The organism is Ramlibacter sp. PS3R-8 (assembly GCF_037572435.1).
In the GTDB taxonomy this organism is placed as follows: Bacteria; Pseudomonadota; Gammaproteobacteria; order Burkholderiales; family Burkholderiaceae_C; genus Ramlibacter.
Map to the genome: position 1 here is coordinate 302,175 of NZ_JBBHGT010000001.1, position 25,086 is coordinate 327,260.

Annotated in this window: 20 protein-coding genes; 12 read left to right on the top strand and 8 right to left on the bottom strand. The window is 69.7% G+C overall.

The window, feature by feature from the left end; all coding sequences use genetic code 11:
- Positions 1-11: 11 nt before the first annotated feature.
- Genes WG902_RS01485 through WG902_RS01515 form a run of 7 tightly spaced genes read right to left on the bottom strand, consistent with a single transcriptional unit; the run spans position 12 to position 6,647 of the window.
- On the bottom strand, positions 12-2,378 hold the full coding sequence (locus WG902_RS01485; protein ID WP_340058111.1) for an MMPL family transporter: 2,367 nt from the start codon (positions 2,376-2,378) through the stop codon (positions 12-14).
- On the bottom strand, positions 2,375-2,992 hold the full coding sequence (locus WG902_RS01490; protein WP_340058112.1) for a LolA-related protein: 618 nt from the start codon (positions 2,990-2,992) through the stop codon (positions 2,375-2,377). The genes WG902_RS01485 and WG902_RS01490 overlap by 4 nt, the downstream gene beginning before the upstream one ends.
- Positions 2,970-3,980, bottom strand: coding sequence for an LpxL/LpxP family acyltransferase (locus tag WG902_RS01495; protein ID WP_340058113.1), 1,011 nt, complete (start codon positions 3,978-3,980; stop codon positions 2,970-2,972). Before WG902_RS01495 ends, WG902_RS01490 begins: the two co-directional genes overlap by 23 nt.
- Complete coding sequence (locus tag WG902_RS01500; protein ID WP_340058114.1) at positions 3,980-4,312, bottom strand: hypothetical protein; 333 nt, start codon at positions 4,310-4,312, stop codon at positions 3,980-3,982. The genes WG902_RS01495 and WG902_RS01500 overlap by 1 nt, the downstream gene beginning before the upstream one ends.
- The gene (locus WG902_RS01505) at positions 4,305-5,687 is read right to left on the bottom strand and encodes an AMP-binding protein (RefSeq protein WP_340058115.1); all 1,383 of its coding nucleotides are present in this window, start codon (positions 5,685-5,687) and stop codon (positions 4,305-4,307) included. Before WG902_RS01505 ends, WG902_RS01500 begins: the two co-directional genes overlap by 8 nt.
- On the bottom strand, positions 5,684-6,379 hold the full coding sequence (locus WG902_RS01510) for a hypothetical protein (RefSeq protein WP_340058116.1): 696 nt from the start codon (positions 6,377-6,379) through the stop codon (positions 5,684-5,686). The genes WG902_RS01505 and WG902_RS01510 overlap by 4 nt, the downstream gene beginning before the upstream one ends.
- Position 6,380: 1 nt before the next feature.
- Positions 6,381-6,647 carry a phosphopantetheine-binding protein gene (locus WG902_RS01515; protein WP_340058117.1) on the bottom strand — a complete coding sequence of 89 codons (267 nt, stop codon included), beginning with the start codon at positions 6,645-6,647 and terminating at the stop codon, positions 6,381-6,383.
- A gap of 124 nt (positions 6,648-6,771) precedes the next feature.
- Here WG902_RS01515 and WG902_RS01520 point away from each other — a divergent pair, with 124 nt between their 5' ends.
- From WG902_RS01520 to WG902_RS01530, 3 genes are read left to right on the top strand one after another with little or no spacing between them, the layout of a single operon-like run.
- Positions 6,772-7,551 carry a class I SAM-dependent methyltransferase gene (locus WG902_RS01520; RefSeq protein WP_340058118.1) on the top strand — a complete coding sequence of 260 codons (780 nt, stop codon included), beginning with the start codon at positions 6,772-6,774 and terminating at the stop codon, positions 7,549-7,551.
- A 16-nt stretch (positions 7,552-7,567) separates the two neighbouring features.
- Positions 7,568-8,170 (top strand): acyloxyacyl hydrolase, encoded by a 603-nt coding sequence (locus WG902_RS01525; protein WP_340058119.1) that lies wholly within the window; start codon positions 7,568-7,570, stop codon positions 8,168-8,170.
- A gap of 54 nt (positions 8,171-8,224) precedes the next feature.
- Positions 8,225-10,288, top strand: coding sequence for a response regulator (locus WG902_RS01530; protein WP_340058121.1), 2,064 nt, complete (start codon positions 8,225-8,227; stop codon positions 10,286-10,288).
- A 59-nt stretch (positions 10,289-10,347) separates the two neighbouring features.
- Here the strand turns inward: WG902_RS01530 and WG902_RS01535 are convergent, their stop codons facing one another.
- Entirely contained in the window at positions 10,348-10,983 is a 636-nt protein-coding gene (locus WG902_RS01535) for a GntR family transcriptional regulator (protein WP_340058122.1), read from the bottom strand.
- 64 nt (positions 10,984-11,047) lie between these two features.
- On the opposite strand from WG902_RS01535, the gene scpA reads away from it, so the two are divergent.
- From scpA to WG902_RS01580, 9 genes are all read left to right on the top strand, one after another.
- Positions 11,048-13,204 (top strand): methylmalonyl-CoA mutase, encoded by a 2,157-nt coding sequence (gene scpA, locus WG902_RS01540; RefSeq protein ID WP_340058124.1) that lies wholly within the window; start codon positions 11,048-11,050, stop codon positions 13,202-13,204.
- Positions 13,205-13,256: 52 nt separating this feature from the next.
- A complete protein-coding gene (gene meaB / locus WG902_RS01545) occupies positions 13,257-14,291 on the top strand; it encodes a methylmalonyl Co-A mutase-associated GTPase MeaB (protein WP_340058125.1) in 1,035 nt (344 codons plus the stop codon).
- Positions 14,266-15,798 carry an acyl-CoA carboxylase subunit beta gene (locus tag WG902_RS01550; protein WP_340058126.1) on the top strand — a complete coding sequence of 511 codons (1,533 nt, stop codon included), beginning with the start codon at positions 14,266-14,268 and terminating at the stop codon, positions 15,796-15,798. The genes meaB and WG902_RS01550 overlap by 26 nt, the downstream gene beginning before the upstream one ends.
- Before the next feature lie 151 nt (positions 15,799-15,949).
- Positions 15,950-17,998, top strand: coding sequence for an acetyl/propionyl/methylcrotonyl-CoA carboxylase subunit alpha (locus WG902_RS01555; RefSeq protein WP_340058128.1), 2,049 nt, complete (start codon positions 15,950-15,952; stop codon positions 17,996-17,998).
- Between the two features lie 98 nt (positions 17,999-18,096).
- The gene (locus WG902_RS01560; RefSeq protein WP_340058129.1) at positions 18,097-18,588 is read left to right on the top strand and encodes a VOC family protein; all 492 of its coding nucleotides are present in this window, start codon (positions 18,097-18,099) and stop codon (positions 18,586-18,588) included.
- A 138-nt stretch (positions 18,589-18,726) separates the two neighbouring features.
- A complete protein-coding gene (locus tag WG902_RS01565) occupies positions 18,727-20,103 on the top strand; it encodes an HlyD family efflux transporter periplasmic adaptor subunit (protein ID WP_340058130.1) in 1,377 nt (458 codons plus the stop codon).
- A complete protein-coding gene (locus tag WG902_RS01570; RefSeq protein ID WP_340058131.1) occupies positions 20,103-22,253 on the top strand; it encodes a PqqD family peptide modification chaperone in 2,151 nt (716 codons plus the stop codon). The genes WG902_RS01565 and WG902_RS01570 overlap by 1 nt, the downstream gene beginning before the upstream one ends.
- On the top strand, positions 22,250-24,169 hold the full coding sequence (locus WG902_RS01575; protein WP_340058132.1) for a preprotein translocase subunit SecA: 1,920 nt from the start codon (positions 22,250-22,252) through the stop codon (positions 24,167-24,169). The genes WG902_RS01570 and WG902_RS01575 overlap by 4 nt, the downstream gene beginning before the upstream one ends.
- On the top strand, positions 24,166-25,080 hold the full coding sequence (locus WG902_RS01580; protein WP_340058133.1) for an efflux RND transporter periplasmic adaptor subunit: 915 nt from the start codon (positions 24,166-24,168) through the stop codon (positions 25,078-25,080). The genes WG902_RS01575 and WG902_RS01580 overlap by 4 nt, the downstream gene beginning before the upstream one ends.
- Positions 25,081-25,086: the final 6 nt, after the last annotated feature.

A 25,086-nucleotide genomic window follows, 5' to 3' on the forward strand; every position in this document is an offset into this window, starting at 1 on the left:
TCATGCGTCGATCATTGTGTCACAGGGGCCGTCCCGCCCCGCGATGGGGCGCGCGAAAAGGCGGCGGCCAGCAACAGCGACAACAGCGCACCGGGCGCCACGGTCCAGCCCATCGCCGCCAGGACGGGCACCTTGGCCGTGGCGAGCAGCGCAAAGGAGACCACCGTGGTCAGGTTCGCCAGCATCAGGGAGGCCAGCGTGTCGGTGTCGGCGTCGCCGCGCTGGCGCAGGTAGTCGAAGAACAGCGCGTAGTTCGAGCCGATGGCCGCCACCAGCAGCAGGCCGATCAGGTGGAGCACGCCCATCGCGGCGCCGGCCAGCGCGAACCCCGCCAGCACCAGGACCACGCTGGCTGCCAGCGGCAGCAGCACGCCGGCCAGCCGCCGCAGCGAGCGGAGATGCCACGCCAGCAGGGCCAGCACCGCCAGCGCGCCGGCCGCCGCCTGCCAGCGGGCCTGTTGCAGGTAGCCGGCGTAGATGCGATTGAGTTCCGGCTGCACCTGCACGATGCGCGTGCCGGGCAGGTCGGCCGCGGCCTGTCGAAGCTCCGCCAGCGGCAGGTCCCCGCCGGCAGGCCCCTGCAGCAGCAGGAGCGCTGTCCACGGGGCGCCATCCGCGCCGGCCAGCAGCTGCGCATCGAGCGCGCCGGCCAGCGGGGTGCCCTTGAGGTCGGCCCGCGTGAGCGGGCGCGCGGTGCGCTGCGCCTGCACGTCCTGCACGAAAGGCGAGAGCTTCGCCGCCGGCAGCGGTCCATCGCGCGTCGCGGCGGCCAGGTTTTGCTGCAGCACGGCGGCATCGGGCAACGCGTCGCGCCGCGCCAGTTGGGTCGCGGGGCTGGGGAGGATGCGCGCCGGCGACTGGTAGGACGCCAGCTTTCCCGATTGCACCAGCGCATCGAGCCTTTGGCCGATGCGTTCGGCTGCGGCCAGTGCGCCTGCTTCGTCGGCGGCCTCGACGGCCACCAGCACGCCGGTGTCGGCGGCGCCCAGGTCGGCGCGCAGCGAGGCCTCGAGGTCCAGCTCCTGCTGCGGCACCGAGCTGAGCGTGGACAGCGAGCCGCGCCAGGGCGAAGGCAGCCAGGCGAGCGCCACGGCCGCGGCGATGGTCAGCGCCAGCAGCGGCACGCGCAGGCGGGGCAGGGCGAGCGTCAGCGACTGCGTCAGGCGGCCCAGCCGCTCGCGCATGCCCGCGCCGGCGGCGCCGTTGGGGGCCAGCACCGGCAGCAGGTAGCGTGTGGTCAGGGCCGCGGCCAGCAGGCCGCTGACGGCAAAGATGCCCAGTTGCGCCAGCCCGTCCCAGCCCGAGATGACCAGCGCCGCGAAGCCCGCCACCGAGGTCCACACGCCCAGGCGCACGGTGGGCCACTGCTCGCGCAGCCAGCCGCCGTGGCCCATGGCCCGCGCCTGGATCAGGTAGTAGATGCCGTAGTCCACGGCTTCCCCGATCAGCGTGGTGCCGAATCCGAGCGTGAGGCCGTGCACCTGCCCGGCCACCAAGCTCGTGGCGACGATGCCGGCGACGATGCCGCTGGCGACCGGCAACGTGGCGATGCCCAGCGGGCGCAGCGAACCGAAGGCCAGGACCAGCAGCACCACCATGGCGATGGTCCCGGCCACGGCGAGCCGCTCGACCTCCGACTTGATGGTCGCGCGCGAATCGACGGCGAACACGCCGGGGCCGGTCAGCTCCAGCTGCAGTCCCGAAGCACCGAGTGCCGCGAAGCCCGCGCGCACCTGCCGTTGCGCCTCCTCCTGGGCGTCGAGGTCGCCGCCGTCCGCACGGGTGGTGGCCACGAGCACGGCGCGCGGCTGCGTGCGCGAGACCCAGACGCCGTCGTCCACCCGCGGCGCGCTCGCCGGCAGCATCGACTCCGCCATCCGCACCGTTTCACCGGTGGGATCGCGCCAGAGCAGGGGCTTGATGCGGGAACCCACCGGGGTTCCCAGCAGGCCCACGGTCTCGTCGATGGCTTCGCGCAGGCCGTCCACGCTGAATCGCCGCGCATCGACGCCCGGGCTCAGCAGGTAGCGGCGTTCGAACAGCACGCGGCCCAGCGCTTCCTGGTCGCCATCTTCCCCGTTGTGCACCGCGTCGAAGGCGCTGCTGGCGCGCAGGCCCGCCGCCAGGCGGCGCGACGCGTCGGCGCGCGCCTGCGGCGTGCCGCCGCGGATGCCGATCATCAGCACGCGGCCGACGGCGCCGTTCTTCAACTGCGCCATCAGCACGCGCTGTTCGGCCGTCGGCGCGGAAGGCAGGAAAGCGGACAGGTCGGCCACGTAGGTGGCGCGCGCGCACAGCCACAGGCCCAGTGCCATGGCGGCCAGCCAGATCCAAGGAACCGGGTGCCGCCAGCGCGGCGGCATGCGCGTGTCGGTCAAGGCTTGGCCGGCGCGTCGCCGGGCTCGGGCTCGATGCGCATCACGGAGGTGTCGCCGTCGGCCAGCGTCATGCGCACCTCGCGCACCTGGCCCTGCCGGCCGCTCAGGCGCAGGTGGGCCACCTGCCCGCGCAGGCGCGCCTCACGCGGCACCAGGTCCAGCTGCCATTGCTGCGCGCTGCCCTGCACGGTGGTGTCGAAATAGCGCTCCAGCGTTTCACGGTTGCCGGTGAGGGTGCCCCGGATCGCCTCGACGATGACCGCAGCCTCGGGCACCGAGTCCAGCATGGCGGTGCGGGAGCGGCTGCCGCGGCTCATCGTGAGCTGGTTGCCGACCACCGCCAGGCGCTCGTGGCTGGGCTTGAGGGTTTCGCGCACGAAAGTGTCGGGCGCTGTGAAGCTCAGGCGGCCGCTGGAGCGCAGGGTCTGGTCCAGTTGCTGCACGCGCCGGTCCTCCACGAACACCGCCTGCCCCGATCGGGTTTGCGCCAGTTGCTGGGTGAGCGCCTGCAGGTCGAAGCCCGCCGCGCGCGCGGCGCCGGTGGCGGCCAGGCACAGCGCCAGCAGCGCGATGCGCAGGGCCTTGTGGGCGTCAGGGTGTGTCGGAACTCGCATGGGGTGCATTCTGCGGGCCGCGGCTGCCGGCCCAGAAATCGAAGAAGTTGAACCAGTTGCGCGGCGCCAGCCGGCAATGCTGTTCGAGCAGCCGCGCGTAGCGCAGGATCGCCGCGTCGACGGCGGCATCGTAGGGCGCGCGCTTGCCGCCGGTGGCAGGATCGACCGCGTCGCTGAAATCCGCCAGCGGCACGAAATGGATCTGGTAGCGGTTGCCGCCCAGGTACAGGCCCGTCATGAACAGGACGGGCCGCCGCAGCAGCGCAGCCAGCCGGAACGGACCGTCCGAAAACGCGGCCGGCCGGCCCATGAAGTCGATCCAGTGCATGCGGGACCGGGCCGCGCCGGCATGCTGGTCGGGCCCGTGCAGCGTGCGGTCCGCCAGCAGGCCGGCGACACCCCCGGCATCCAGCCAGTCGCGCAATTCCAGCATGGCCTGCATGCGGCCCAGGCCGATGATGCGCTGCGTGGCATCGGGGGCGATCGCCCGCAGGATCTGCATGAGCAGCTGCGCATTCTGTTCGTACATGAGCATGGCCACGCGGGCACCAGGCCGCTGCACGCTCATCGCGCGCAACACCTCGAAGCTGCCGAGATGCGCACCCAGCAGGAAGGCGCCGCGCTCCGAGCGCAGGACGGCGTCGAGGTGCTCGATGCCGACGACGTCGATGTCGAAGCGCTCGTAATCGCCGCGCAGCAGGTACACGCGGTCCAGGATGGTCGCGGCGAAGTGGTGGACGTGGCCGTAGCGATCGCGCCAGCGCGGCGCCCGCCCGAGCACGCGTTGGAGGTAGTCGGCCGAGGCCTCGATCGTGGGCCCGCCAGCCAGCACGAAGTACAGCGTGATCGGGTGCAGCAGCAGGCGCGACAGGCGCCGCCCGAGCGTGAGCGCGATCCAGCGCATCATGCGCAAGGCCAGCGGGTTGCTGCGCTCCGCCTGCGTCACCCAGGCCGCCGTGTTGTCGGCGGACTCCCGCGTGGCGCTCATCAAGCTTCGCCCCATTCCAGCTGTCCGCTGGCGGCAAGCACGCCCTCGGCCGGGTCGCCCGCCGCGAGTCGAAGGACCTCGAAGCGCAGGCGCGGCTCGCCTGGCGCGTTCCAGCGGATTTCGAGGCTCGCGCCCGGACGCACCGGCGCCAGGAACTTCACCGCACTGATGCGCGGCTGCGTGCCCACTGCCCCGGGCTCCTGGCGCAACAGCACCTCCAGCACCTCCGAGAGCAGCACCACGCCGGGCAACAGGGGATGCCCCGGGAAATGGCCCGCGAAAGCGGGGTGGTCGCGTGGCACTTCGATGCGGGTGCTGCGCATGTCAGTCATGGCCGGACTCTGCCAGCAGGCGCGTCGCAAGCTCCGCCAGCCGGCCCGACGGCAGCTTGCCGGTGGGGTCGCGGGGGAGGCTGTCCACGTGCAGGATGCGCCGGGGCAGGAAGGCAGCATCGACCCGTTCCCGCAAGGCGGCCAACAGGGCCTGCCGGTCCAGATCCGGCGCGACGACGATCGCCACCAGCCGCACCACCGCTTCCGTGCGGCCCTCGGGGGGCAACCAGAAAGCGCCATCCTGCACGCCCTCGATGCTGTTCAGGTGATGGTTCAGGTGCGCCAGCGAGCTGCGCTTGCCGGCGACGTTGATCAGGTCGTTGCTGCGACCCAGCAGCCGGAAGCGCGTGGGCTCCAGCACCTCCAGGATGTCGGCCAGCCGCGTCGGCTCGGGCACGTGGCCCCCGCTCACCCAGGATTGTTCGCCGTCGCCCGACAGCACCAGCCCGTCGAAGGTGCGCCACTCCGGCGCCTGCGTGGTCAGGCGCGTGGCGACCTGGCCGGCCTCGGTACAGCCGTAGATCTCCATCAGCGGCGCTGCCAGCGCCGCTTCCGCCCGCGCCGCCAACTGCGGCGACAAGGGGGCGGTGGCGCTGACCACCAGGTCCACCTGCGGCAGCGTGATGCCGGCGTCCAGCAGCGTTTTCAGGTGCAGTGGCGTCGTGACCAGCACGCGGGGCCGCGGCACGGAGGCCAGCACGCGCGCGATGTCGCGCGCGAAGAAGGGGCGCTCGCTCGCGAAGGCCGCGCCCCCGAGCATGGCGATGAGCACGGTGGATTCGAAACCGTACATGTGATGCGCCGGCACCGTGCCCACGATCGTCACGCCGCGCAGGTCCGCGCGCCCCAGCGTTTCGGAAATGCGCCGGGCTTCGGCCGCGATGTTGACCACCAGTTGCCCCCAGCGCTTGCCGTGCGGCATCGGCTCGCCGGTCGACCCCGAGGTGAGCACCTGGGCCACCTCGTGGGAAGCGGCAACCATGATCATCGGCGCCGGATCGCCGGCTGCGGGAGCCGACCCGGGATAGGCGAGGGTCGGCAGCGCGAGCTGGGGCTGCCCGGCGTCGCCGAGCACATAGGCGGACGGGAACAGCGTCTGCAGGCGCCGCACCATGTCGGGCGTGTGGTTCGGCGGCATCAGGGCGGCCTGGCCCCGCGCCACGGCTGCGCCGAGGGCCAGCGCGAAGTTGTAGCGGTCGGCCGTCATCGGCAGCACCGGGCCGCCTTGCGGCAGCGAGGGCGCGAGCGCCCGCGCGTCCTGCAGGAAGCCCCGCCGCGACAGCGGCTGGCCCGCGCGCCAGGCGAGCGGCTCGTCCAGCGAGGCGTGGCCGGCCAGGAGAGGCAACGCTGCCTCCAGCGCGGTGGAAGCGTTCATGTGCGGGAATCGCCCTGCGGCGCTTTCGCGGAGCGCCCGGTGTGGCTGCGGTAGGCGTGCAGCGCCCGCTGCAGGCTCACGCGCTCGAATTCCGGATGCAGGCGGTAGCGCAGGAGGTACTCGCCGACGAAAAAGGCGACGGTGAAGACCGGGGTGAGGATGTTGGCCAGCAGCGACCAGTGGGCGAAATCTCCCAGCGCGAACAGCACCAGCGACGTCACGGCCATGACCACGAAATAGAGCGTCCACGCCAGTGTCACGCGCCGCGTGTATTGCTCCATGGCTGGCGTGACTTCGTGGACGCGGCGCGCGAGCGCCGTCACCAGGGGCGTGGCGCCCGGCCAGAGCGTGGCGCCGAACCAGGCCCCCAGCGCCAGGTGCACGCCCGCGTGCTGGGCCAGGTACAGCCAGCGGGAGGGAATGCCCTGGCCGCCGGCGCCCTGCAGGCCCAGCAGTACGCCGCCGAGCAGCACGGCGCCCAACCCGCCGGCGACGGCGAGCACGCGGTGGCCGGCATTCCAGGCCCAGGCCGCGCTCACCACGAGCAGCGGCCCGATCGTGATCGCCAGCGACCAGGCGGAATCCTGCGCGCGGGTCATCAGGGCATAGCAGGCGGCCGCATACGCCAGCGCGCCGACCGCCACCGCGGTCGCGACCCAGCGCGAGCGGGACGATGCGAATCCGTCGCGCATCTCAGGATGTCCGGTGGGTGGCGATATGGTCGGCCAGGCTGGCGAGGGAGGCGAAGATCTTGTCGTTGTTCTCGTCATCGGATCGCAATTGCACGCCGTAGCGCTGGGACACGACGAGGGAGACTTCCAGCATGTCGATGGAGTCGAGACCGAGGCCGTCGCCGTAGAGCGGCGCATCCGGCGCGATGGCCTCGGGTTTGATGTCGAGGTTCAAGGCTTCGACCAGCAGGCTGGCCACTTCGTGAAGCAGTTCTTTGTTGGCGGTCATTGTTGTGCCCAAACCCCAGGGCAGGTGGAACGCTGCGATTTTATGCGAGGGCGCCCAGCGGGACCGTGGACAATCACGGCGACGTGAGCGATTCGCCACGCTTCATCCAGGAAGCAGTCCCCAGATGTCCGATCTTTCACGGCAGGACGAGGCGCCCGGCGCCTCGGTCCGCCTTCCGCACGCGCCGCTTCCCGCCTATTACCGCAGTGACGACGCGGTGGCGCGGGAGGCATTCCTGCGCGACACGTTCGACTCCACCGCCATCGATTACAACCGGCTGGACAAGATCCTCGGGCTGGGCACCGGCTCCCGTTATCGCCGGCTGGCCCTGCTGCGCGCCGGCCTGCGCCCCGGCATGCAGGTGGTGGACGTCGGCATGGGCACTGGCCTTGTGACGCGGGAGATCCTGAAGATCACCGGCGAACCGCACCGCCTGGTGGGCGTCGACCCGAGCCCCGGCATGATGGAGCAGGCCCGCTTCGACCAGGCAGTCGACTGCCGCATCGGCCGGGCTGAAGAAATCCCGGTGGCGTCGGGCAGCGCGGATTTCCTGGTGATGGGCTATGCGCTGCGCCACGTCGCCGATTTCGCCGCGGCGGCGGCCGAATTCCGCCGCGTGCTCAGGCCCGGCGGCCGGCTGCTGGTGCTGGAGATCACCCGCGCCGAAGGGCGCATCGCCAACCTGCTCCTCAAGGCGTACATGCGCGGGCTGGTCCCGGCCGTCGCCCGCGTGGTGTCGAGATCGCCCGCGACGCCGATGCTGTGGCGCTACTACTGGGACACCATCGAGGCCTGCGCGCCGCCGGCCGAGGTGATGCAGACGCTGCGCAATGCCGGCCTGGCCGGTGTCGAGCGCCATGTCGAGGTCGGCATCTTTTCGGAGTACCGCGCCTACGGCGCATGAAGAAAGCAGAAGGTCCATGAAGGGAAATCGCTGGAACATCGCCGCGGCCACGTTCGCCCTGGCGCTCGCTGCCACCGGTGCGGCCCGGGCCCAGGCGCCGCATCCAGCCGACCGCTGGGAGTACGCCCTCGAGGCGGGCTACCTCGCCAAGGTGCGGAACAACTCGCCCCATGACTACCGCATCGTCCCGCTGCAGGTGGCGTGGCGCAGTCCGGCCGTGTTCGATCTCTGGCGCTCCGAAGACGGGATGCGGCTGGCCGTGCGCAATCGCTTCGCCCTCATCGCCGAGGCGATCGTGCAGGGACCGGAAAGCCGTTACATCGCCGTGTCCGGCGCCCCGACGTTCGAGCTCTGGACGGCCGACAGCCGCACCGCCGCCTTCTTCGAGATCGGCGGCGGCTTCGGCTTCATCGATTCGCGGGGCGTGGCCGGTGGCCAGGGCCAGGACCTGACCTTCAACTGGTACACGCAGGGCGGCGTGCGCCGCCAGCTCACGGACAGGTTCGCGCTGACCGCCTCGGTGTATTTCACGCACCACTCCAACCTCGGGATGACCTCGCCCAACCCCGGCATCGACGTGCTCGGACTCAACTTCGGCGCCGTCTGGTCGTTCCGATAGCTGCCTTCGCGACGCGCGTCGCATAATCGTCGCAGGAGGACACACAGCGTGGCCGTGACCGACGACCTTCAGCCGAGGCGGCCGTCCGACGACGCGCACGACCGACCGGTGCGCGAGTTCGGCGCCGCTTTCATCGAGGCGCATCGGCGGAAGATCTTCCTGGGCCTGTCCGTGGCGGGGACGCTCCTGCTGGGGCCTTTTTCCGTCAACAACTTCTTCCAGGGCCGCCTGCTGCTGGGTGTCATCACCAGCGCCTTCGTGATCTGCCTGCTGGCCAACGCTGTTGCCATCGCCCGCGGACGCGCGCCCGTCGTTCCCGCCACCGCCATCTTCCTCGCCTCGCTCGCCGGCCTGGCGACGGCCATGTACAACATCGGCCTGGTCGGGATCCTGTGGGTCTATCCCGGCATCATGCTGTTCCACTTCATGTTGCCGCGGCGTCAGGCCAACCTGTTCAACGGGCTGCTGATCCTGGTGACCATTCCGATGGCCTGGATGCACCTGGGCCCGCAGCTGACCGCGCGCGTCGCCGTGACGCTGTGCCTGCTGGTCGTCTTCAGCAACATCTTTTCCCACATCGCCGAGACGCAGCAGGCCAAGGAGGCCGAGCAGCGCGAGCGGCTCGATGCGCTGGTGCGCCAGCTGGAAGCGCAGAACACCGCGCTGCGCGAGGCCTTCCGGCTGCGCGAAGAGGTGGAGCGCATCGCCCGGCACGACCTGAAGACGCCGATGGCGAGCATCGCTTCCGTGCCGCGCCTGCTGCGCGAGCGCCGTGCCCTGGACCCGACGGAAGACGAACTCCTGGGGATGGTGGAACGCGCGGCGCAACGGGTGCTGAGCATGGTGAACCTGTCGCTCGACCTGTTCCGCATGGAAGAGGGCACCTACCGGCTGCGGGCGCAGGCCGTGGACCTGGGCGCGATGGCGCAGACCGTCATGGGCGAGCTGCAGGCGCACGCGCGGTCCAAGCAGCTGCGCCTGGTGCTGGACCTGCCCGAGCAGCCGCTCCACGCGCAGGGCGAGGAGCTGCTTTGCTACTCCACGCTGGCCAACCTGGTGAAGAACGCGCTGGAGGCCTCACCCGAAGGCGCGGAGGTGCGCATCACGCTGCGCCGCTCGAGCGACGGCGACGGCGATGCGGTGGCGCTGGACATCCACAACGCGGGTCAGGTTCCGCCCGAACTGCGCGACCGCTTCTTCGAGAAGTACGCCACCCACGGCAAGGCAGGCGGCACGGGGCTGGGCGCCTATTCCGCGCGGCTGATGGCGCGGGTGCAGCGCGGCTCGCTGCGCATGCAGTCCGGCGAGCAGGGCACGACGCTGTCCCTGCGCCTGCCCTTGTGGCATTCCGCCGGCCCGGTGCGCGCCGTGCCGGGGCCGATCATCGTACGCGAGCCGGTGCGTCCCGAATCGCTGCCGGCGCTGTCGGTGCTGGTGGTGGACGACGATGAATTCAACGTCGTGGTGCTCAAGACCTTGCTGCCCTCGCCGCCGTTGACCGTGCGCATGGCGGTCAACGGCCGCGGCGCGCTGGAATGCGTGCGCGAAGGCCGTCCGGACATCGTGTTCATGGACGTGGAGATGCCGGTGATGGGTGGGATCGAAGCGGTGCGCGGCATTCGCGCGCTGCAGGCCGATCGCGCCGAGTCCCCCAGCTTCATCGCCGCCTTTTCCGCGCATGACGACGACGCAACGCGGGCCGGCTGCCTGGCCGCGGGCTTCGACGTCTACCTGGCCAAGCCGGCATCCCGCGAGGAGGTATTTGCCGTGCTGCACCGCCAGGACCCCGAGACGGTCGGCCACCGCGAGCCGGCTGCCGATGGCCCGGTGCTGGTCGAGCCGGCGCTGATGTCGCTGATGCCGGAGTTCCTGAGCACGCGGCGCAGCCTGGCCCAGGCGCTGGCGGCGGCGGCGCGGCAGGGTGAGCGCGAGCAGGTGCGGGTGACCGCGCACAAGCTGGCCGGCAGCCTGGCCATGTACGGCTTCAAGGACGCCAGCCGCGCCAGCCTGGACCTCGAACGCGCAGCGCCCGAGGAGGGCATCGAGGCATTGCAAGCCCGCTGCGAGGCGCTGGAGCAGATGATCGCGGCGGCGCAGCCGCAAGCAAGACCGTCATGAGGATTGCGGCCTCTTCGCAGGCCGGCAGGGAGCGCGAAGCCGAACCCCGGTGAAACGCGCTAAGCCGCGGCCTCCAGCCCGTTCCTGAAATGTTCCTGCATCCGCAGGCGGACCCCTTCCGCGTCGCGGACGGCCAGCGCGTCCATCACCGCCCGATGTTCCTGCAACGACTCCTCCACCCGTCCCGCCTTGAGCAGCGAGTTGTGGCGATTGAGCTTCATCACCTTGCGCAGGTCCGCCACCATCTGGTTGCGCCAGCGGTTGCCGGCCAGTTCCAGCAGGCGCAGGTGGAAGCTTTCGTTGAGGGCGAAGAAGCGCTCCCGGTCCCGGACGGCGCCTTCCAGCTCCCGGTGCAGTTTCTGCAATTCCTTCAGCTCGGCGTCGCTGGCGCGCGTGGCCACCGCTGCGGCGGCGTCGCTTTCGAGCAGCGAGAGCAGGTGGTAGACCTCGGTCAGGTCCTGGTCGGAGACTTCCGTGACGTAGGCGCCCCGCCGCACCTTCATCGTCACCAAACCCTCGGCCGCGAGCACCTTCAGCGCTTCGCGCAACGGCGTGCGGCTGATGCCATATTCCTGCGAGAGTTTCACTTCGTCGATCCAGCTTCCGGGCTCGAGTTCGCGGCGGAAAATGCGCTGGCGCAATAGCTCCGCCACCTCTTCGTAAAGGGCGCGGGGGGCCAGCGAGATGGCAGACATGCCGCCGATTCTAGGTCGCCCCGCATTTTTTATCAATAATTATGAATGATGTAAGATCAGCGCCATGAGCACGCCCACGCCCGAATACAAGCCGGCCTCGGTCGAGGACTGGCGCAAAGCCGCAGCCAAATCCGCCCCCGGCGGGAAGGTGGAGGCGCTGGGGTGGCTGACGCCCGACGGCATCACCGTCCAGCCGCTGTACACGGCCGCCGACGTGCAGGGGCTGCCGCACGTCGACACCTTGCCCGGCTTCGCGCCTTACGTGCGCGGCCCGCAGGCCACCATGTACGCGGCGCGCCCCTGGACCATCCGCCAGTACGCCGGCTTTTCGACCGCGGAAGAATCGAACGCCTTCTACCGCAAGGGGCTCGCCGCCGGCGGGCAGGGGGTGAGTGTCGCCTTCGACCTGGCCACGCACCGCGGTTACGACAGCGACCATCCGCGCGTGGTGGGTGACGTGGGCAAGGCCGGCGTCGCCATCGATTCGGTGGAGGACATGAAGATCCTGTTCGACGGCATTCCGCTGGACAAGGTGTCCGTGTCCATGACCATGAACGGCGCGGTGCTGCCGGTGCTGGCCGGCTATGTGGTGGCGGCCGAAGAGCAGGGCGTGAAGCAGGACCAGTTGAGCGGCACCATCCAGAACGACATCCTCAAGGAGTTCGTGGTCCGCAACACCTACATCTATCCGCCGGAGCCTTCCATGCGGATCGTGGGCGACATCATCGAGTACACGGCGAAGAACATGCCGAAGTTCAACTCGATCTCGATCTCCGGCTACCACATGCAGGAGGCGGGCGCCAACCAGGCGCTGGAGCTGGCCTTCACGCTGGCCGATGGCAAGGAATACGTGAAGACGGCGCTGGCCAAGGGCCTGGACGTCGACGAGTTCGCGGGGCGCCTGTCCTTCTTCTGGGCGGTCGGGATGAACTTCTACCTCGAGATCGCCAAGATGCGGGCGGCGCGGCTGCTGTGGTGGCGGATCATGTCGGGCGTCGGCGCGAAGAACGCCAAGAGCCTGATGCTGCGCACGCACTGCCAGACCTCCGGCTGGTCGCTGACCGAGCAGGACCCCTACAACAACATCGTGCGCACCACCATCGAGGCGATGGCGGCGGTGTTCGGCGGCACGCAGTCGCTGCACACGAACAGCTTCGACGAGGCGATGGCGCTGCCGACGGAGTTCAGCGCCCGCATCGCCCGCAACACGCAGCTGATCATCCAGGAGGAAACGCACATCCCGAACGTGATCGACCCCTGGGCCGGCAGCTACATGATGGAAAAGCTGACGCAGGAGATGGCCGACGCCGCGTGGAAGATCATCGAGGAAGTCGAAGCCATGGGCGGGATGACCCGCGCCGTCGATTCGGGCTGGGCCAAGCTGAAGATCGAGGCGGCGGCGGCCGAGAAGCAGGCCCGCATCGACTCCGGCCGCGACGTGATCGTGGGTGTCAACAAGTACCGGCTGGAACGCGAGGACGCCTTGGACGCCCGCGAAGTCGACAACGTGATGGTGCGCGAGCAGCAGATCACGCGCCTGGCGAAGATCAAGGCGTCGCGCGACGCCGGCGCCGTGCATGCGGCGCTGGAGGCGCTGACGACCGCGGCGCGCACCGGGCAGGGCAACCTGCTGGACCTGGCCATCCGCGCGGTGCGGCTGCGGGCGACGGTGGGGGAGGTGAGCGATGCGCTGGAGAAGGTGTTCGGGCGCCATCGCGCCGATACGCAAAAGGTGACCGGTGTGTATGCAGCTGCCTACGATTCCGCCGAGGGCTGGGACAAGTTGAAGGGCGAGATTGCCGCCTTCGCCGATCAGCACGGCCGGCGACCGCGCGTGATGATCGCCAAGCTGGGGCAGGACGGCCACGACCGCGGCGCCAAGGTGGTGGCCACCGCATATGCCGACCTCGGCTTCGACGTCGACATGGGCCCGCTGTTCCAGACGCCGGAAGAATGCGCGCGGCAGGCGATCGAGAACGACGTGCACGCCGTGGGCATCAGCACGCTGGCTGCGGGCCACAAGACGCTGGTCCCGGCGATCATCGCGGAGCTGGAGAAACAAGGCGCCACCGACATCATCGTGTTCGTCGGCGGCGTGATCCCGCAGCAGGACTACGAGTACCTGTACAACGCCGGCGTCAAGGGCATCTACGGCCCCGGCACGCCGATCCCGGCCAGCGCGAAGGACGTGCTGGAGCAGATCCGACGGGCCATCAACTAATTGGGGTCAGAACCCGATTCATTGAAATCAATTGGAATCTGACCCCAATTCAATGGACCTGCTGCCCGCCATCCTCGGCTCGCCTGGCGCGCCGCAGCGCCGCGCGATCGCCAAGGCGATCACCCTGCTCGAGTCGACCCGCGCGGACCATCGCACGCAGGCCGACGCGCTGCTGACGGAGCTGTTGCCTCACACCGGCAAGTCGTTTCGCCTCGGCATCTCGGGTGTGCCCGGCGTCGGCAAGAGCACCTTCATCGAAGCGCTCGGCCTGTCGCTCATCGCCCAGGGCCACCGCGTGGCGGTCCTGGCGATCGATCCCTCGTCTTCGGTCTCGGGCGGATCGATCCTGGGCGACAAGACACGCATGGAGCACCTGTCGGTCCATCCGCAGGCGTACATCCGTCCCAGCCCGGCCAGCGGCACGCTGGGCGGCGTGGCTGCCAGGACGCGCGAGGCGATGCTGGTGTGCGGAGCCGCCAGCTACGACATCGTCATCGTCGAGACCGTCGGCGTCGGCCAGAGCGAAATCGCGGTGGCCGGCATGACGGACATGTTCGTGCTGATGCAGTTGCCCAATGCCGGCGACGACCTGCAGGCCATCAAGAAGGGCGTGATGGAACTGGCGGACCTGGTCGTCATCAACAAGGCCGACATCGACCCCGATGCGGCGACGCGCGCGCGCGCGCAGATCACGGGCGCGCTGCGCATCCTGGGCCAGCACGGGCACCCGGACCACGCCCGCCATGACGCCGCGCTGTGGCACCCGCAGGTGCTGCAACTCAGCGCACTCAAGGGCGAGGGCATCGAGGATTTCTGGACCACGGTCCTGCGCTTTCGCGAGCTGCAGCAGCAAAGCGGTCGCCTCGCGGCGCGTCGCCGGCACCAGGCACTGGCCTGGATGTGGGAGCGCATCGACGCCGGCCTGAAGCAGGCCTTCCGCCAGCACCCTGGAGTGAAGACACTGCTGCCGCAACTGACCAAGGACGTGGAGCAGGGCAGCGTGGCGGCCTCGACCGCCGCCCGCCGATTGCTCGACGCCATGAACCCCAACGGAGAGACAGATGCAGGACATCCTGGAGCAGCTTGAGAAAAAGCGCGCCGCCGCACGCCTGGGAGGCGGCGAGCGCCGCATCGAGGCGCAGCACAAGAAGGGCAAGCTGACGGCGCGCGAGCGCCTGGAGCTGCTGCTCGACGAAGGCACCTTCGAGGAATGGGACATGTTCGTGGAGCATCGCTGCACGGACTTCGGCATGGAGGACAACAAGGTGCCGGGCGACGGCGTCGTCACCGGCTACGGGATGATCAATGGCCGGCTGGTGTTCGTCTTCAGCCAGGATTTCACCGTTTTCGGCGGCGCGCTGTCGGAGGCGCATGCCGAAAAGATCTGCAAGGTGATGGACCAGGCCATGAAGGTCGGCGCGCCGGTGATCGGCCTGAACGATTCCGGCGGCGCACGCATCCAGGAAGGCGTGGCATCGCTGGGAGGCTATGCCGACGTGTTCCAGCGCAACGTGATGGCCTCCGGCGTCGTGCCGCAGATCAGCATGATCATGGGCCCGTGCGCGGGCGGCGCGGTGTATTCGCCGGCGATGACCGACTTCATCTTCATGGTCAAGGACAGCTCGTACATGTTCGTCACCGGCCCGGAAGTCGTGAAGACGGTGACCCACGAGGAAGTGACGGCCGAGGAACTGGGCGGCGCCACCACGCACACCACCCGCAGCGGTGTGGCCGACCTGGCCTTCGAGAACGACGTCGAGGCACTGATCATGCTGCGGCGGCTGTACAACTACCTGCCGCTGAACAACCGCGAGAAGCCGCCCCTGCGCCCGAGCAACGATCCGGCCGACCGCATGGATTTCTCGCTGGACACGCTGATCCCGGACAACCCGAACAAGCCTTACGACATGAAGGAGCTGATCACCAAGACGGTGGACGACGGCGACTTCTTCGAACTGCAACCCGAGAACGCCAAGAACATCGTGATCGGTTTCGGCCGCATGGAGGGGCAGTCGGTAGGCATCGTGGCCAACAACCCGCTGGTGCTGGCGGGCTGCCTGGACATCAAGAGCTCGATCAAGGCGGCGCGCTTCGTGCGCTTCTGCGATGCGTTCAACATCCCGGTGGTCACCTTCGTGGACGTGCCCGGCTTCATGCCCGGCACCAGCCAGGAGTACGGCGGCATCATCAAGCACGGGGCCAAGCTGCTGTATGCGTATGCCGAGTGCACGGTGCCGAAGATCACGGTGATCACGCGCAAGGCCTATGGCGGCGCGTACGACGTGATGAGCTCCAAGCACCTGCGAGGCGACGTCAACTTCGCCTGGCCGAACGCCGAGATTGCGGTGATGGGCGCCAAGGGGGCGGTGGAGATCATCTTCCGCGAGGACAAGGGCGACCCGGCCAAGCTGGCGGCGCGCGAGGCGGAGTACAAGAAGCGCTTCGCCAATCCCTTCATCGCCAGTGCGCGCGGCTACATCGACGACGTGATCCTGCCGCACGAAACCCGCAAGCGCATCTGCCGCTCGCTGGTGATGCTGCGCGACAAGAAGCTCGAGAACCCGTGGCGCAAGCACGGGAACATTCCTCTCTGAGATGCTGAATACGGACAGCCGGACGCAGAAGGCGCAGAAATGACGCAGAAGACGCAAAAGAAGCAATGAAAAATTCCTTTCGGTTTTCTTCTGCGCCTTCTGCGCAACTTCTGCGGCTTCTGCGTCCGGATGTCTGGTTTTAAGGACACCCATGTTCACCAAGATCCTGATCGCGAACCGCGGCGAAATCGCCTGCCGTGTCATCGCCACCGCCCGCAAGATGGGCATCCAGACCGTCGCCGTCTATTCGGACGCGGACCGTGACGCCCGCCACGTCGCGCTGGCGGACGAGGCCGTGCACATCGGCGCGCCGCCCTCCCGCGAGAGCTACCTGTCGGCCGACAAGATCATCGCGGCGGCGAAGCAGACCGGCGCGCAAGCCATCCACCCCGGCTACGGCTTCCTGTCCGAGAACGAGGACTTCGCGCGCCGGGTCGAGGAAGAGGGCCTGGTCTTCATCGGCCCCAAGCACTACTCCATCGCGGCGATGGGCGACAAGATCGCGTCCAAGAAGCTGGCGAAGGAAGCCAACGTCAACACCATCCCCGGCTTCAACGAGGCCATCCAGTCGGCGGAGCAGGCGGTGTCCATCGCCAGGGACATCGGCTACCCGGTGATGATCAAGGCTTCGGCCGGCGGCGGCGGCAAGGGCCTGCGCGTCGCCTTCAACGACAAGGAGGCCTTCGAGGGCTTCACCTCCTGCCGCAACGAAGCCCGCAACAGCTTCGGCGACGACCGAGTCTTCATCGAGAAATTCGTCGAGGAGCCGCGCCACATCGAGATCCAGGTGCTGGGGGATTCGCACGGCAACGTGATCTACCTGAACGAGCGCGAATGCTCCATCCAGCGCCGCCACCAGAAGGTGATCGAGGAGGCGCCGTCGCCTTTCATCACCGACAAGACCCGCAAGGCCATGGGCGAGCAGGCCGTGGCGCTGGCCAGGGCCGTGAAGTACCAGAGCGCCGGGACGGTGGAATTCGTGGTGGGCAAGGACCAGAGCTTCTACTTCCTGGAGATGAACACGCGGCTGCAGGTGGAGCACCCCGTCACCGAATGCATCACCGGCCTGGACCTGGTGGAACTGATGATCCGCGTGGCGGCCGGCGAGAAGCTGCCGCTGGCGCAGCAGGAGGTGCAGCGCAACGGCTGGGCGATCGAATGCCGGATCAATGCGGAGGATCCGTTCCGCAACTTCCTTCCGTCCACCGGCCGGCTCGTCCGCTTCCAGCCGCCGAAGGCGAGCATGTGGTCTTCGGATGTGGAGCACTTGCAGGGCGTGCGCGTCGACACCGGCGTCGGGGAGGGCGGCGAGATCCCGATGTATTACGACTCGATGATCGCCAAGCTGATCGTGCACGGCACGGACCGCAACGACGCCATCGCGAAGATGCGCGACGCGCTCAACGGCTTCGTCATCCGCGGCATCTCGAGCAACATTCCGTTCCAGGCGGCGCTGCTGGCGCACCCGAAGTTCGTGGCCGGCGACTTCAACACCGGCTTCATCGCCGAGCACTACGGCAGCGGGTTCCGCGCGGAGGACGTGCCGCATGCAGATCCGGACTTCCTGGTGGCGCTGGCGGCCTATGCCAACCGGCGGGCGCTGCAGCGCTCCGCCGGCATCAGCGGCCAGATGCGCGGGCACGAGTTCAAGGTGGGCGAGGACTTCGTCGTGGTCTGCCTTGACGCCGCGGGCAAGCACCGGCAGCAGCCGGCGACGGTGCGCGATTACGAGGCGCAGTCCGGTTCCAGCGTGGTCGAGACCAACGGCAGGAAGTACGCGATCTGCAGCCACTGGCACCTGGGCGGCGCGCGCATCCGCGGCACCGTGGACGGCAAGCCATTCACGGCGCAACTGGAACGCGGCGTTCCGCGCAATCCGCTGGCCCTGCGCATCTCGCACGACGGCACGCGGCTCGACGCGCTGGTGCTCACGCCGCGCAGCGCGCAGCTGCACGCGTTGATGCCGTACAAGGCGCCGCCGGACATGAGCCGCTTCCTGCTGTCGCCCATGCCCGGATTGCTGGTGGACGTGGCGGTGCAGCCCGGGCAGAAGGTGCAGGCCGGGGAACGCCTTGCCGTGATCGAGGCGATGAAGATGGAGAACGTGCTGTTCGCCGCGGCGGACGGCGTGGTGGGCAAGGTGCTGGCGGCCAAGGGCGAATCGCTCGCGGTCGACCAGCCGATCGTGGAGTTCCAATGACGAGCGCCGCACGGCCGCCCGAAGGCGCTCAGCCCCCTCCGCTTGCGGAGGGGGGAGGAGCAGCCCGCGCAGCGGGCAATCCTGGGGGAGGTTATCCAATGCACGACAGGCCGTTCCAGGTGCTGGGCATCCAGCAGATCGCCATCGGCGGCGCCGACAAGCTGAAACTGCAAAAGCTCTGGGTCGACCTGTTCGGGCTGGAGGTCACCGGCACCTTCCGCAGCGAGCGCGAGAACGTCGACGAGGACATCTGCTCGCTCGGCGTCGGTCCCCTGAAAGTGGAAGTGGACCTGATGCAACCGCTGGATCCGGAGAAGAAGCCCGCCGTGCATGCCACGCCCCTGAACCACGTGGGGCTGTGGATCGACGACCTGCCCAGGGCGGTGGAGTGGCTCACGGCGAAGGGCGTGCGCTTCGCGCCGGGCGGCGTTCGCCGTGGTGGCTCCGGCTTCGACATCTGCTTCGTGCATCCGAAGGGAAGCGACGAATTCCCGGTGGGCGGCGAAGGGGTGCTGATCGAGCTGGTCCAGGCGCCGCCTGAAGTCACCCGGGCCTTCCGCGCCCTCGCCAACGCGCCCGGCGGGGCCTGACCTGTTGCTCCGGCACACCGCCCGGGCCCCTCGCCAAGCCTTCGGGCGTGCTGCAAGGCACGCCTGTCGTTCCTTCGTTGTAATCCGGATGGCATACGGAAGAGGCAGCGCGGACAATTCCCGGCACCCCGCATCCCCATGGACAAAGCACCGCCGCCCCTCCTTTCGGTTGCCACGCAGCCGGTGCAGGACGCCGTCCTGCGTTGCCAGGCGGCGATCCTGGCGCGCCACCGGCTGGCCGAAGGGGCCACTGCCCTGGCCGTCGAACTCGCGCAGCTCCTGCAGTGCCGCCGCGTCAGCGTGGGCTTGCTGGAACGGGACCAGATGCGCATCGCGGGCAGCACCCTGTCGTCGCCCATCGACCAGCGCCGCGATGCTGCGGCTTCCCTGCTGGCCGCCATGCACGAAGCGGTGGACCAGGGCCTCAGCGTCGCCTGGCCGCCCGTGATCGCCAACCCGCCGGTTTCACTCGCGCAGCGGGAGCTGGCCGGCGCCGGCCAGGCCTGCACCGTGCCCATCGTCGCGGGCCAGCACCTGATCGGCGCAATCACCCTGGAACGCGTGGGCCCGCCGTTCACGTTGCCGGAGCTGGCCCTGTGCGAGGACATCGCCAGCTTCGCCGGCCCGGTGCTGCAGTTGCAGCGCGCCGCCGAAACACCCTGGCATGCCCGCGTGCGGGACCGCCTGCGTGAGCGCTTGGCCGGGCCGCGCGACCGCCAGATGGCCTGGGCTTCGGCCGCCCTGGCCGTGATCGTCCTGCTTGCCGTGCCGCTGCCCTGGCGCGTGAGCGCGCCGGCGCGGCTGGAAGGCTCCGTGCAGCGCGCGGTGGTCGCGGCGACGGATGGCTTCCTGCAGCAGGCCAACGTGCGCCCGGGCGATCGCGTCAAGCAAGGCCAGGTGCTCGCGCAGTTGTCGTCGCAGGACCTGGAGCTCGAACGCAAGCGCCGCGAGAGCGAGCTGCGCCAGCACGAGAACGCGCTGCGCGGGGCGGAGGCCCGCAACGACCGGACCCAGATGGTGATCAGCCAGTCGCGCGCTGCCGAGGCGCAGGCGCTGCTGACACTGGCCGAGGGCCAGCTCGAACGCAGCCAGCTCACCGCGCCGTTCGACGGCATCGTGATCCGCGGGGACCTGGCGCAGAACCTCGGCGCGCCCGTGCAGAAGGGGGAAGTCCTGCTGGTGCTGGCGCCCAGCGACAGCTACCGCCTGATCGTGGAAGTCGATGAATCGGACATCGCCGCGGTGCAGCCCGGACAGCACGGACAACTCGCGCTCGCGGCGCGTCCGGAGGAGCCGCTGCGCTTCACCACCCGCCGCATCGTGCCGGTGGCCACCACCACGGACGGCCGCAACTATTTCGAAGTGGAAGCCAGCCCGGACCAGGCGCAGGCCAACCTGCGGCCCGGCCTGAGCGGCGTGGCCAAGATCGAGGTCGGTGAAAAGCCGCTGGCCTGGCTGCTGCTGCATCGCTTTACGACCTGGCTGCGCCTGGCCGTCTGGACCCTGTCACCCTGATGACGCAATCCCTGGTCAGCAGTTCCTGGTACCGCGTGGCGCCCCTCAAGCCCAGCCTGGTCGGGGGGCTGAGGATCGTGCGGCAGCAGGTGCGCGACCAGGTCTGGCGCCTGCTCGTCGAACCCGGCACCGGCCGCCAGATGCGGCTGAATCCGGCGGCGTATGCCTTCGCCGGCCGCTGCGATGGACGCACCACGGTCGAAGAGATCTGGCGCCTGCTGCTGGAACGGGACGGTGAGCAGGCCGCTACGCAAGACGAGATCCTGCGGCTGCTCGCGCAGCTGTCGCGGGCCGGCCTGGTGCAGTTCGATACCGCGCCCAACCTGTCGCTGCTGTTCGCCCGCCGCGACGAGGACGAGGAGCGCACGCGCCGGGCGTTCGTCAACCCGCTGTTCCTGCGGGTGCGCTTGTTCGACCCGTCGCGCCTGCTCGACGCCTTGGCGCCCGCCGTGCGCGCGGCCTCGCGCTGGCCGCTGCTGCCGCTGTGGACGATCGCGATCGTGCTGGCCGTGGTGGCGGCGGCCATGCAGTTCGCCGCCCTCAAGGCCGACGCGTTGCGGGTGCTGGCCACGCCTTCCAGCTACGCCATCGCCTGGCTGGCCTATCCGCTGGTGAAGGCGCTGCACGAACTGGCCCACGGCATGGCGGTGCGGCATTTCGGCGGCAGCGTGCACGAGGTCGGACTGTCGCTGGTGTTCCTCACTCCCGCGCCTTATGTCGACGCCAGTGCAGCCAACGCGTTTTCCTCGTCGCGCGAGCGCGCCATCGTCAGTGCCGCCGGCATCATGGTCGAACTCGCGCTGGCCGCCGCGGGCGTGCTGGCGTGGCTGGCGCTGGCGCCTGGGCTGTTGCGCGACGCAGCGACGGTGGTGATCCTCATCGGCGCCGTCTCCACCCTCCTGTTCAATGCCAACCCGCTGCTGCGGCTGGACGGCTACCACTTCCTGTGCGACGTGCTGCAACTGCCGAACCTGGCGGTGCGCAGCCAGGCCTGGTGGGCGACGCACTGGCGCCGGATGGTCGGCGCCGCCCCGGCGCTGCCGCCCGGCGTGCTGGCGTCCGGCGAGACCAAGTGGCTGGTGTTCCACGCGCCGGCGGCACTGGTCTATCGCATCGGGCTGATGGCGGCCCTGGTGTTCTGGGTCGGACGCCAGTCCTGGCTGCTCGGGTGGCTGGCCGCGCTGGCGCTGGTGGCCTGGCTGCTCTCCGGCGCGATCAAGGGCTTCCTGCGCACCGCAGCGGCGAGCGGCGACACATCGGCCCGCCGCCGCACATTCGCCGCTACGGCCGTCCTCGGCGCGGTGGCGCTGGTCGTGCTGTTCATGGTTCCGGCCCCGGCGACGGTGGTGGCCCGGGGCATCGTCTGGCCGCCGGAGCGCGCCCAGTTGCGTGCCGAGTCCGCCGGTTTCGTCCAGGCCGGGCAGGTGCCCGACGGCGCAACGGTGGCGCCCGGCGACACGGTGGTCATGCTGGCCGATCCCACCCTCGAGGCCCAGCGCGAGCGCACCGGCAGCGAGCGCACCGGGCTGCTCGCGCAGCAGTACCAGGCGCTTCTGAAGGACCCTTCGCGGGCCGGCGACCTGAACGCGCACCTCGAGCGCAACCAAGCCGAGATGGAGCGCACCGAGCAGCAGATCGACAACCTCGCCTTGCGCGCGCGGGCGGCGGGGCGGGCGGTGTGGCCGCGCGAGCGCGACATGCCCGGCAGCTACGCGCGGCGTGGCGACATGCTGGGTTACGTGATGGCGGCCGAGCCGGCGCAGGTGAGGGTGGTCCTGCGGGACGAGGACCTGCTGCGCGTGCGCGGCCGCGTCCAGGGCATCGAGGTACGGCTGGCGGAGACGCCCTGGACCCCGCGCACCGGCCACCTGCTGAACGAAACGCCCGCCGCCACCCGGCAGTTGCCGAGCGCCGCGCTCGGTGACCGCCACGGCGGGCCGATCGCGGTGGACCCGGCCGACAAGGACGGCGTGCGCAGCCAGGCGCCGGTGTTCCTGCTGGACGTGCAGGTGCCGGACATCTCCGCCGAGCGCATCGGCGGCCGCGCGTGGGTGAAGCTGGCCCTGCCCAGTGAACCCGTCGGACTGCAGGCGCTGCGCGTCTTGCGGCAATTGCTGGTGCGGCAGTTCAGTCCCACGGGGCAGGCGTGAACTCGGTCAGCCAGTGGCCGTTTCCGGGCGTGGTCTGGGGCGAGTACCCGGAACGCGCACCCGAGCCGCGCACGCGCGCGCGGCGCCCGCCGGCGTCACGCTCCGCGCTGGAGCGCTTCGCCGACGGCGTTGCGGCCGCCGCTGCGGTGGACGCCGAAACATTGGCGCCGCGTTTGCAACGCCTCCGCGGCATGGCCAAGAATCCGGAAGGCTGGCTGCACGAGGCGATGGTGCTGGCGGCGGCGGCGTTGGCCGGCACCGGCTTTCCCCCGCACCGCCAGCAATTGCTCGCGGCCCGGGTGCTGCTGGAAGACCGTCTCGCGGAGATGGCCACCGGTGAGGGCAAGACCGCCGCGATCGCCATGGCGGCCGCCGTGGCCGCGCTCGGGCGAACGCCGGTGCACGTCATCACGGCCAACGATTACCTGGCGCAGCGCGATGCCGACGCCCTGCGGCCGTTCTACGAGCGCCTCGGGCTGCGCGTGGATTGCGTCACCCAGCCGATGCTGGCCGCGCGCCGGCGCGAAGCCTACGGCGCGGACGTCACCTATTGCACGGCCAAGGAACTGGCCTTCGACTACCTGCGCGACAGCCTCGGCCGCGAAACCGACCTCTCGGCGCTGGAGCAGCGGGCCCGCAGGCTGGCACCGGGACGCCAGGCCGACGCTCCCGTCCTGCGCGGCCTGTGCATGGCCATCCTCGACGAGGCCGACACGGTGCTGATCGACGAGGCGCGGGTGCCGCTGGTGCTGGCGCAGTCCGAGGGGTCGGCGCAGGAGTCGGCTTTCTACGAGCAGGCCTTGCGTGCCGCGCGCTCGCTCGCTCCCGGGCTGGACTACCTGGCGCGCACCGGCGGCCCCCGCTTCGAGCTGACGCCGCAAGGCCGGCAGCGCCTGGCCGCGTGGCCCGCGGCGGACCATCCGCTGCTTGGGCATCGCGCCCACCGAGAGGCGGCCGTGGAGATGGCGCTGGTCGCCTTGCTGGCGCTGCGGCGCGACCACGAATATGTGGTGCGCGATGGCGAGGTGACCCTGATCGACGAGACGACGGGCCGTCCCGCCGAAGGCCGCGCTTGGTCGGCCGGCCTGCATCAATTGGTGGAGTGGAAGGAAGGGGTGGCCGCGACCCGCCGCAATTCCACGGTGACGCAGATCACTTTCCAGCGCTTTTTCCCCCGGTACCTGCGCCTCGCGGGCGCGAGCGGCACCCTGGGCGAGTCGCGGCGGGAACTGCGGGATGTGTACGGGCTGCGCGTGGAGGTGATCCCGCCGCGGACGGCGTCGAAGGTAGACCATCGGCTGCCCAAGCTGTTGCCGGACAGCGAGGCGCTTTGGTGCGTGGTGGCCGACGAGGCGCAGCGGATCGCAGCACAGGGCCGCGCGGTGTTGATTGGCACGGAAACTGTCGCGCAGTCCGAGGCCTTGTCCGCGTTCCTGGCCGCCCGGAAGCTGGCCCACCGCGTGCTCAATGCGCGGCAGGACAGGGATGAAAGCGAGCTGATCGCTGCCGCTGGACAGCCGGGGACAGTGACGGTGGCCACCAGCATGGCAGGGCGCGGAACGGACATCGTGTGCCATCCGCAAGTGGTGCATCAAGGTGGATTGCATGTCATCTTGTGCCAGGTGAACGCATCGGCAAGGATCGACCGCCAATTCCTGGGGCGTGCGGGTCGACAAGGGCAGCCAGGCAGCGTCCAGCGGATGGTTGCCGTGGACTTCGCCCTGTTCCAGAAATGGTGGCCGCGCTGGTGGCTGCGCTGGCTGTCACGCGGAGTTTCGCCAATCGTGGCAAATCTCACGATCAAGGTCGCGCAAAGCCGGGAATCCTTTGCTCAGCGTAAAGATCGTGTCAAACTGTGTCAAATCGCGGCCTTCGAAGAGCGCGACCTGACGTTCAGCCGACAGGTGAAATCATGAACAGTTATCGTCGTTGGGGGATGGCCGCGCTGGTCCTGTTCCCCCTGGCGGCGCCCGCCGCCCAACCGCTCGGTTGCCTGATCGAGCCTTTCCGGGTATCGGAGGTGGGCAGCCAGGTCATCGGTGTCATCGAGTCCACCCTGGTCGAGCGGGGGGATCGCGTCACGGTCGGGCAGGCCCTCGCCACGCTGCGCTCGGACGTCGAACGGCAGTCGGTCGCGGTTGCGCTGAGCAAGGCCCAGGCCGTCGGCGAGCTGCAGGCGGCGGAAGCGAACGCACTGCTGGCCCGCCAGAAGCTGGCGCGGGCGCAGGACCTGGCCAACCAGGAATTCATCTCCAGCCAGGCGCTCGAGCAGGCCCGGGCCGAAGCCGCGGTGGCTGAACACCGGCTGGCGCAGGTCCGCGAGCAGCGCGGTGTCTATATGCGGGAGCACGAGATGGCGCAGGCGCAGCTCGGCTTGCGCACCATCCGCAGCCCGATCGCGGGCGTCGTCGTCGACCGCTACCTTTCCACCGGCGAGCGGGTGGAGGAAAAGCCGGTGTACCGCGTCGCCATGGTGAACCCGCTGCGGGTCGAGGTCGTGTTGCCGTCGTCTTTCTATGCCACGGTGCGTCTGAACATGCCGGTGACCATCACGCCGGACTTCCCGGGCGCCACGGCGCGCACGGCGAAGGTCACCCTGGTGGACAAGGTGATCGACGGCGCCAGCAACACCTTCCGGATCCGCCTGGAATTGCCGAACCCGGATCTCTCGTTGCCCGCAGGTTTGCGTTGCAAGGCAGACCTCGGCGTCAGCCCGGGCGCCGCCCCGCAGAGATCCGCCGCGCCGCAGCCGGCCGCTGTCCTGCCGTCGAGCCTGCGCCTGGTCGGCAGCCCGGCGCCGGTCCCGCAACCGGCCTTCAAGCACTAGGTTCCG

Bases quoted from the DNA above. Each gene is read 5' to 3' on its own strand.
- WG902_RS01490 (WP_340058112.1), bottom strand. From the start codon at position 2,992: ATGCGAGTTCCGACACACCCTGACGCCCACAAGGCCCTGCGCATCGCG.
- WG902_RS01495 (WP_340058113.1), bottom strand. From the start codon at position 3,980: ATGAGCGCCACGCGGGAGTCCGCCGACAACACGGCGGCCTGGGTGACG.
- WG902_RS01500 (WP_340058114.1), bottom strand. From the start codon at position 4,312: ATGACTGACATGCGCAGCACCCGCATCGAAGTGCCACGCGACCACCCC.
- WG902_RS01505 (WP_340058115.1), bottom strand. From the start codon at position 5,687: ATGAACGCTTCCACCGCGCTGGAGGCAGCGTTGCCTCTCCTGGCCGGC.
- WG902_RS01510 (WP_340058116.1), bottom strand. From the start codon at position 6,379: ATGCGCGACGGATTCGCATCGTCCCGCTCGCGCTGGGTCGCGACCGCG.
- WG902_RS01515 (WP_340058117.1), bottom strand. From the start codon at position 6,647: ATGACCGCCAACAAAGAACTGCTTCACGAAGTGGCCAGCCTGCTGGTC.
- WG902_RS01520 (WP_340058118.1), top strand. From the start codon at position 6,772: ATGTCCGATCTTTCACGGCAGGACGAGGCGCCCGGCGCCTCGGTCCGC.
- WG902_RS01525 (WP_340058119.1), top strand. From the start codon at position 7,568: ATGAAGGGAAATCGCTGGAACATCGCCGCGGCCACGTTCGCCCTGGCG.
- WG902_RS01535 (WP_340058122.1), bottom strand. From the start codon at position 10,983: ATGTCTGCCATCTCGCTGGCCCCCCGCGCCCTTTACGAAGAGGTGGCG.
- scpA (WP_340058124.1), top strand. From the start codon at position 11,048: ATGAGCACGCCCACGCCCGAATACAAGCCGGCCTCGGTCGAGGACTGG.
- meaB (WP_340058125.1), top strand. From the start codon at position 13,257: ATGGACCTGCTGCCCGCCATCCTCGGCTCGCCTGGCGCGCCGCAGCGC.
- WG902_RS01550 (WP_340058126.1), top strand. From the start codon at position 14,266: ATGCAGGACATCCTGGAGCAGCTTGAGAAAAAGCGCGCCGCCGCACGC.
- WG902_RS01555 (WP_340058128.1), top strand. From the start codon at position 15,950: ATGTTCACCAAGATCCTGATCGCGAACCGCGGCGAAATCGCCTGCCGT.
- WG902_RS01560 (WP_340058129.1), top strand. From the start codon at position 18,097: ATGCACGACAGGCCGTTCCAGGTGCTGGGCATCCAGCAGATCGCCATC.
- WG902_RS01565 (WP_340058130.1), top strand. From the start codon at position 18,727: ATGGACAAAGCACCGCCGCCCCTCCTTTCGGTTGCCACGCAGCCGGTG.
- WG902_RS01570 (WP_340058131.1), top strand. From the start codon at position 20,103: ATGACGCAATCCCTGGTCAGCAGTTCCTGGTACCGCGTGGCGCCCCTC.
- WG902_RS01580 (WP_340058133.1), top strand. From the start codon at position 24,166: ATGAACAGTTATCGTCGTTGGGGGATGGCCGCGCTGGTCCTGTTCCCC.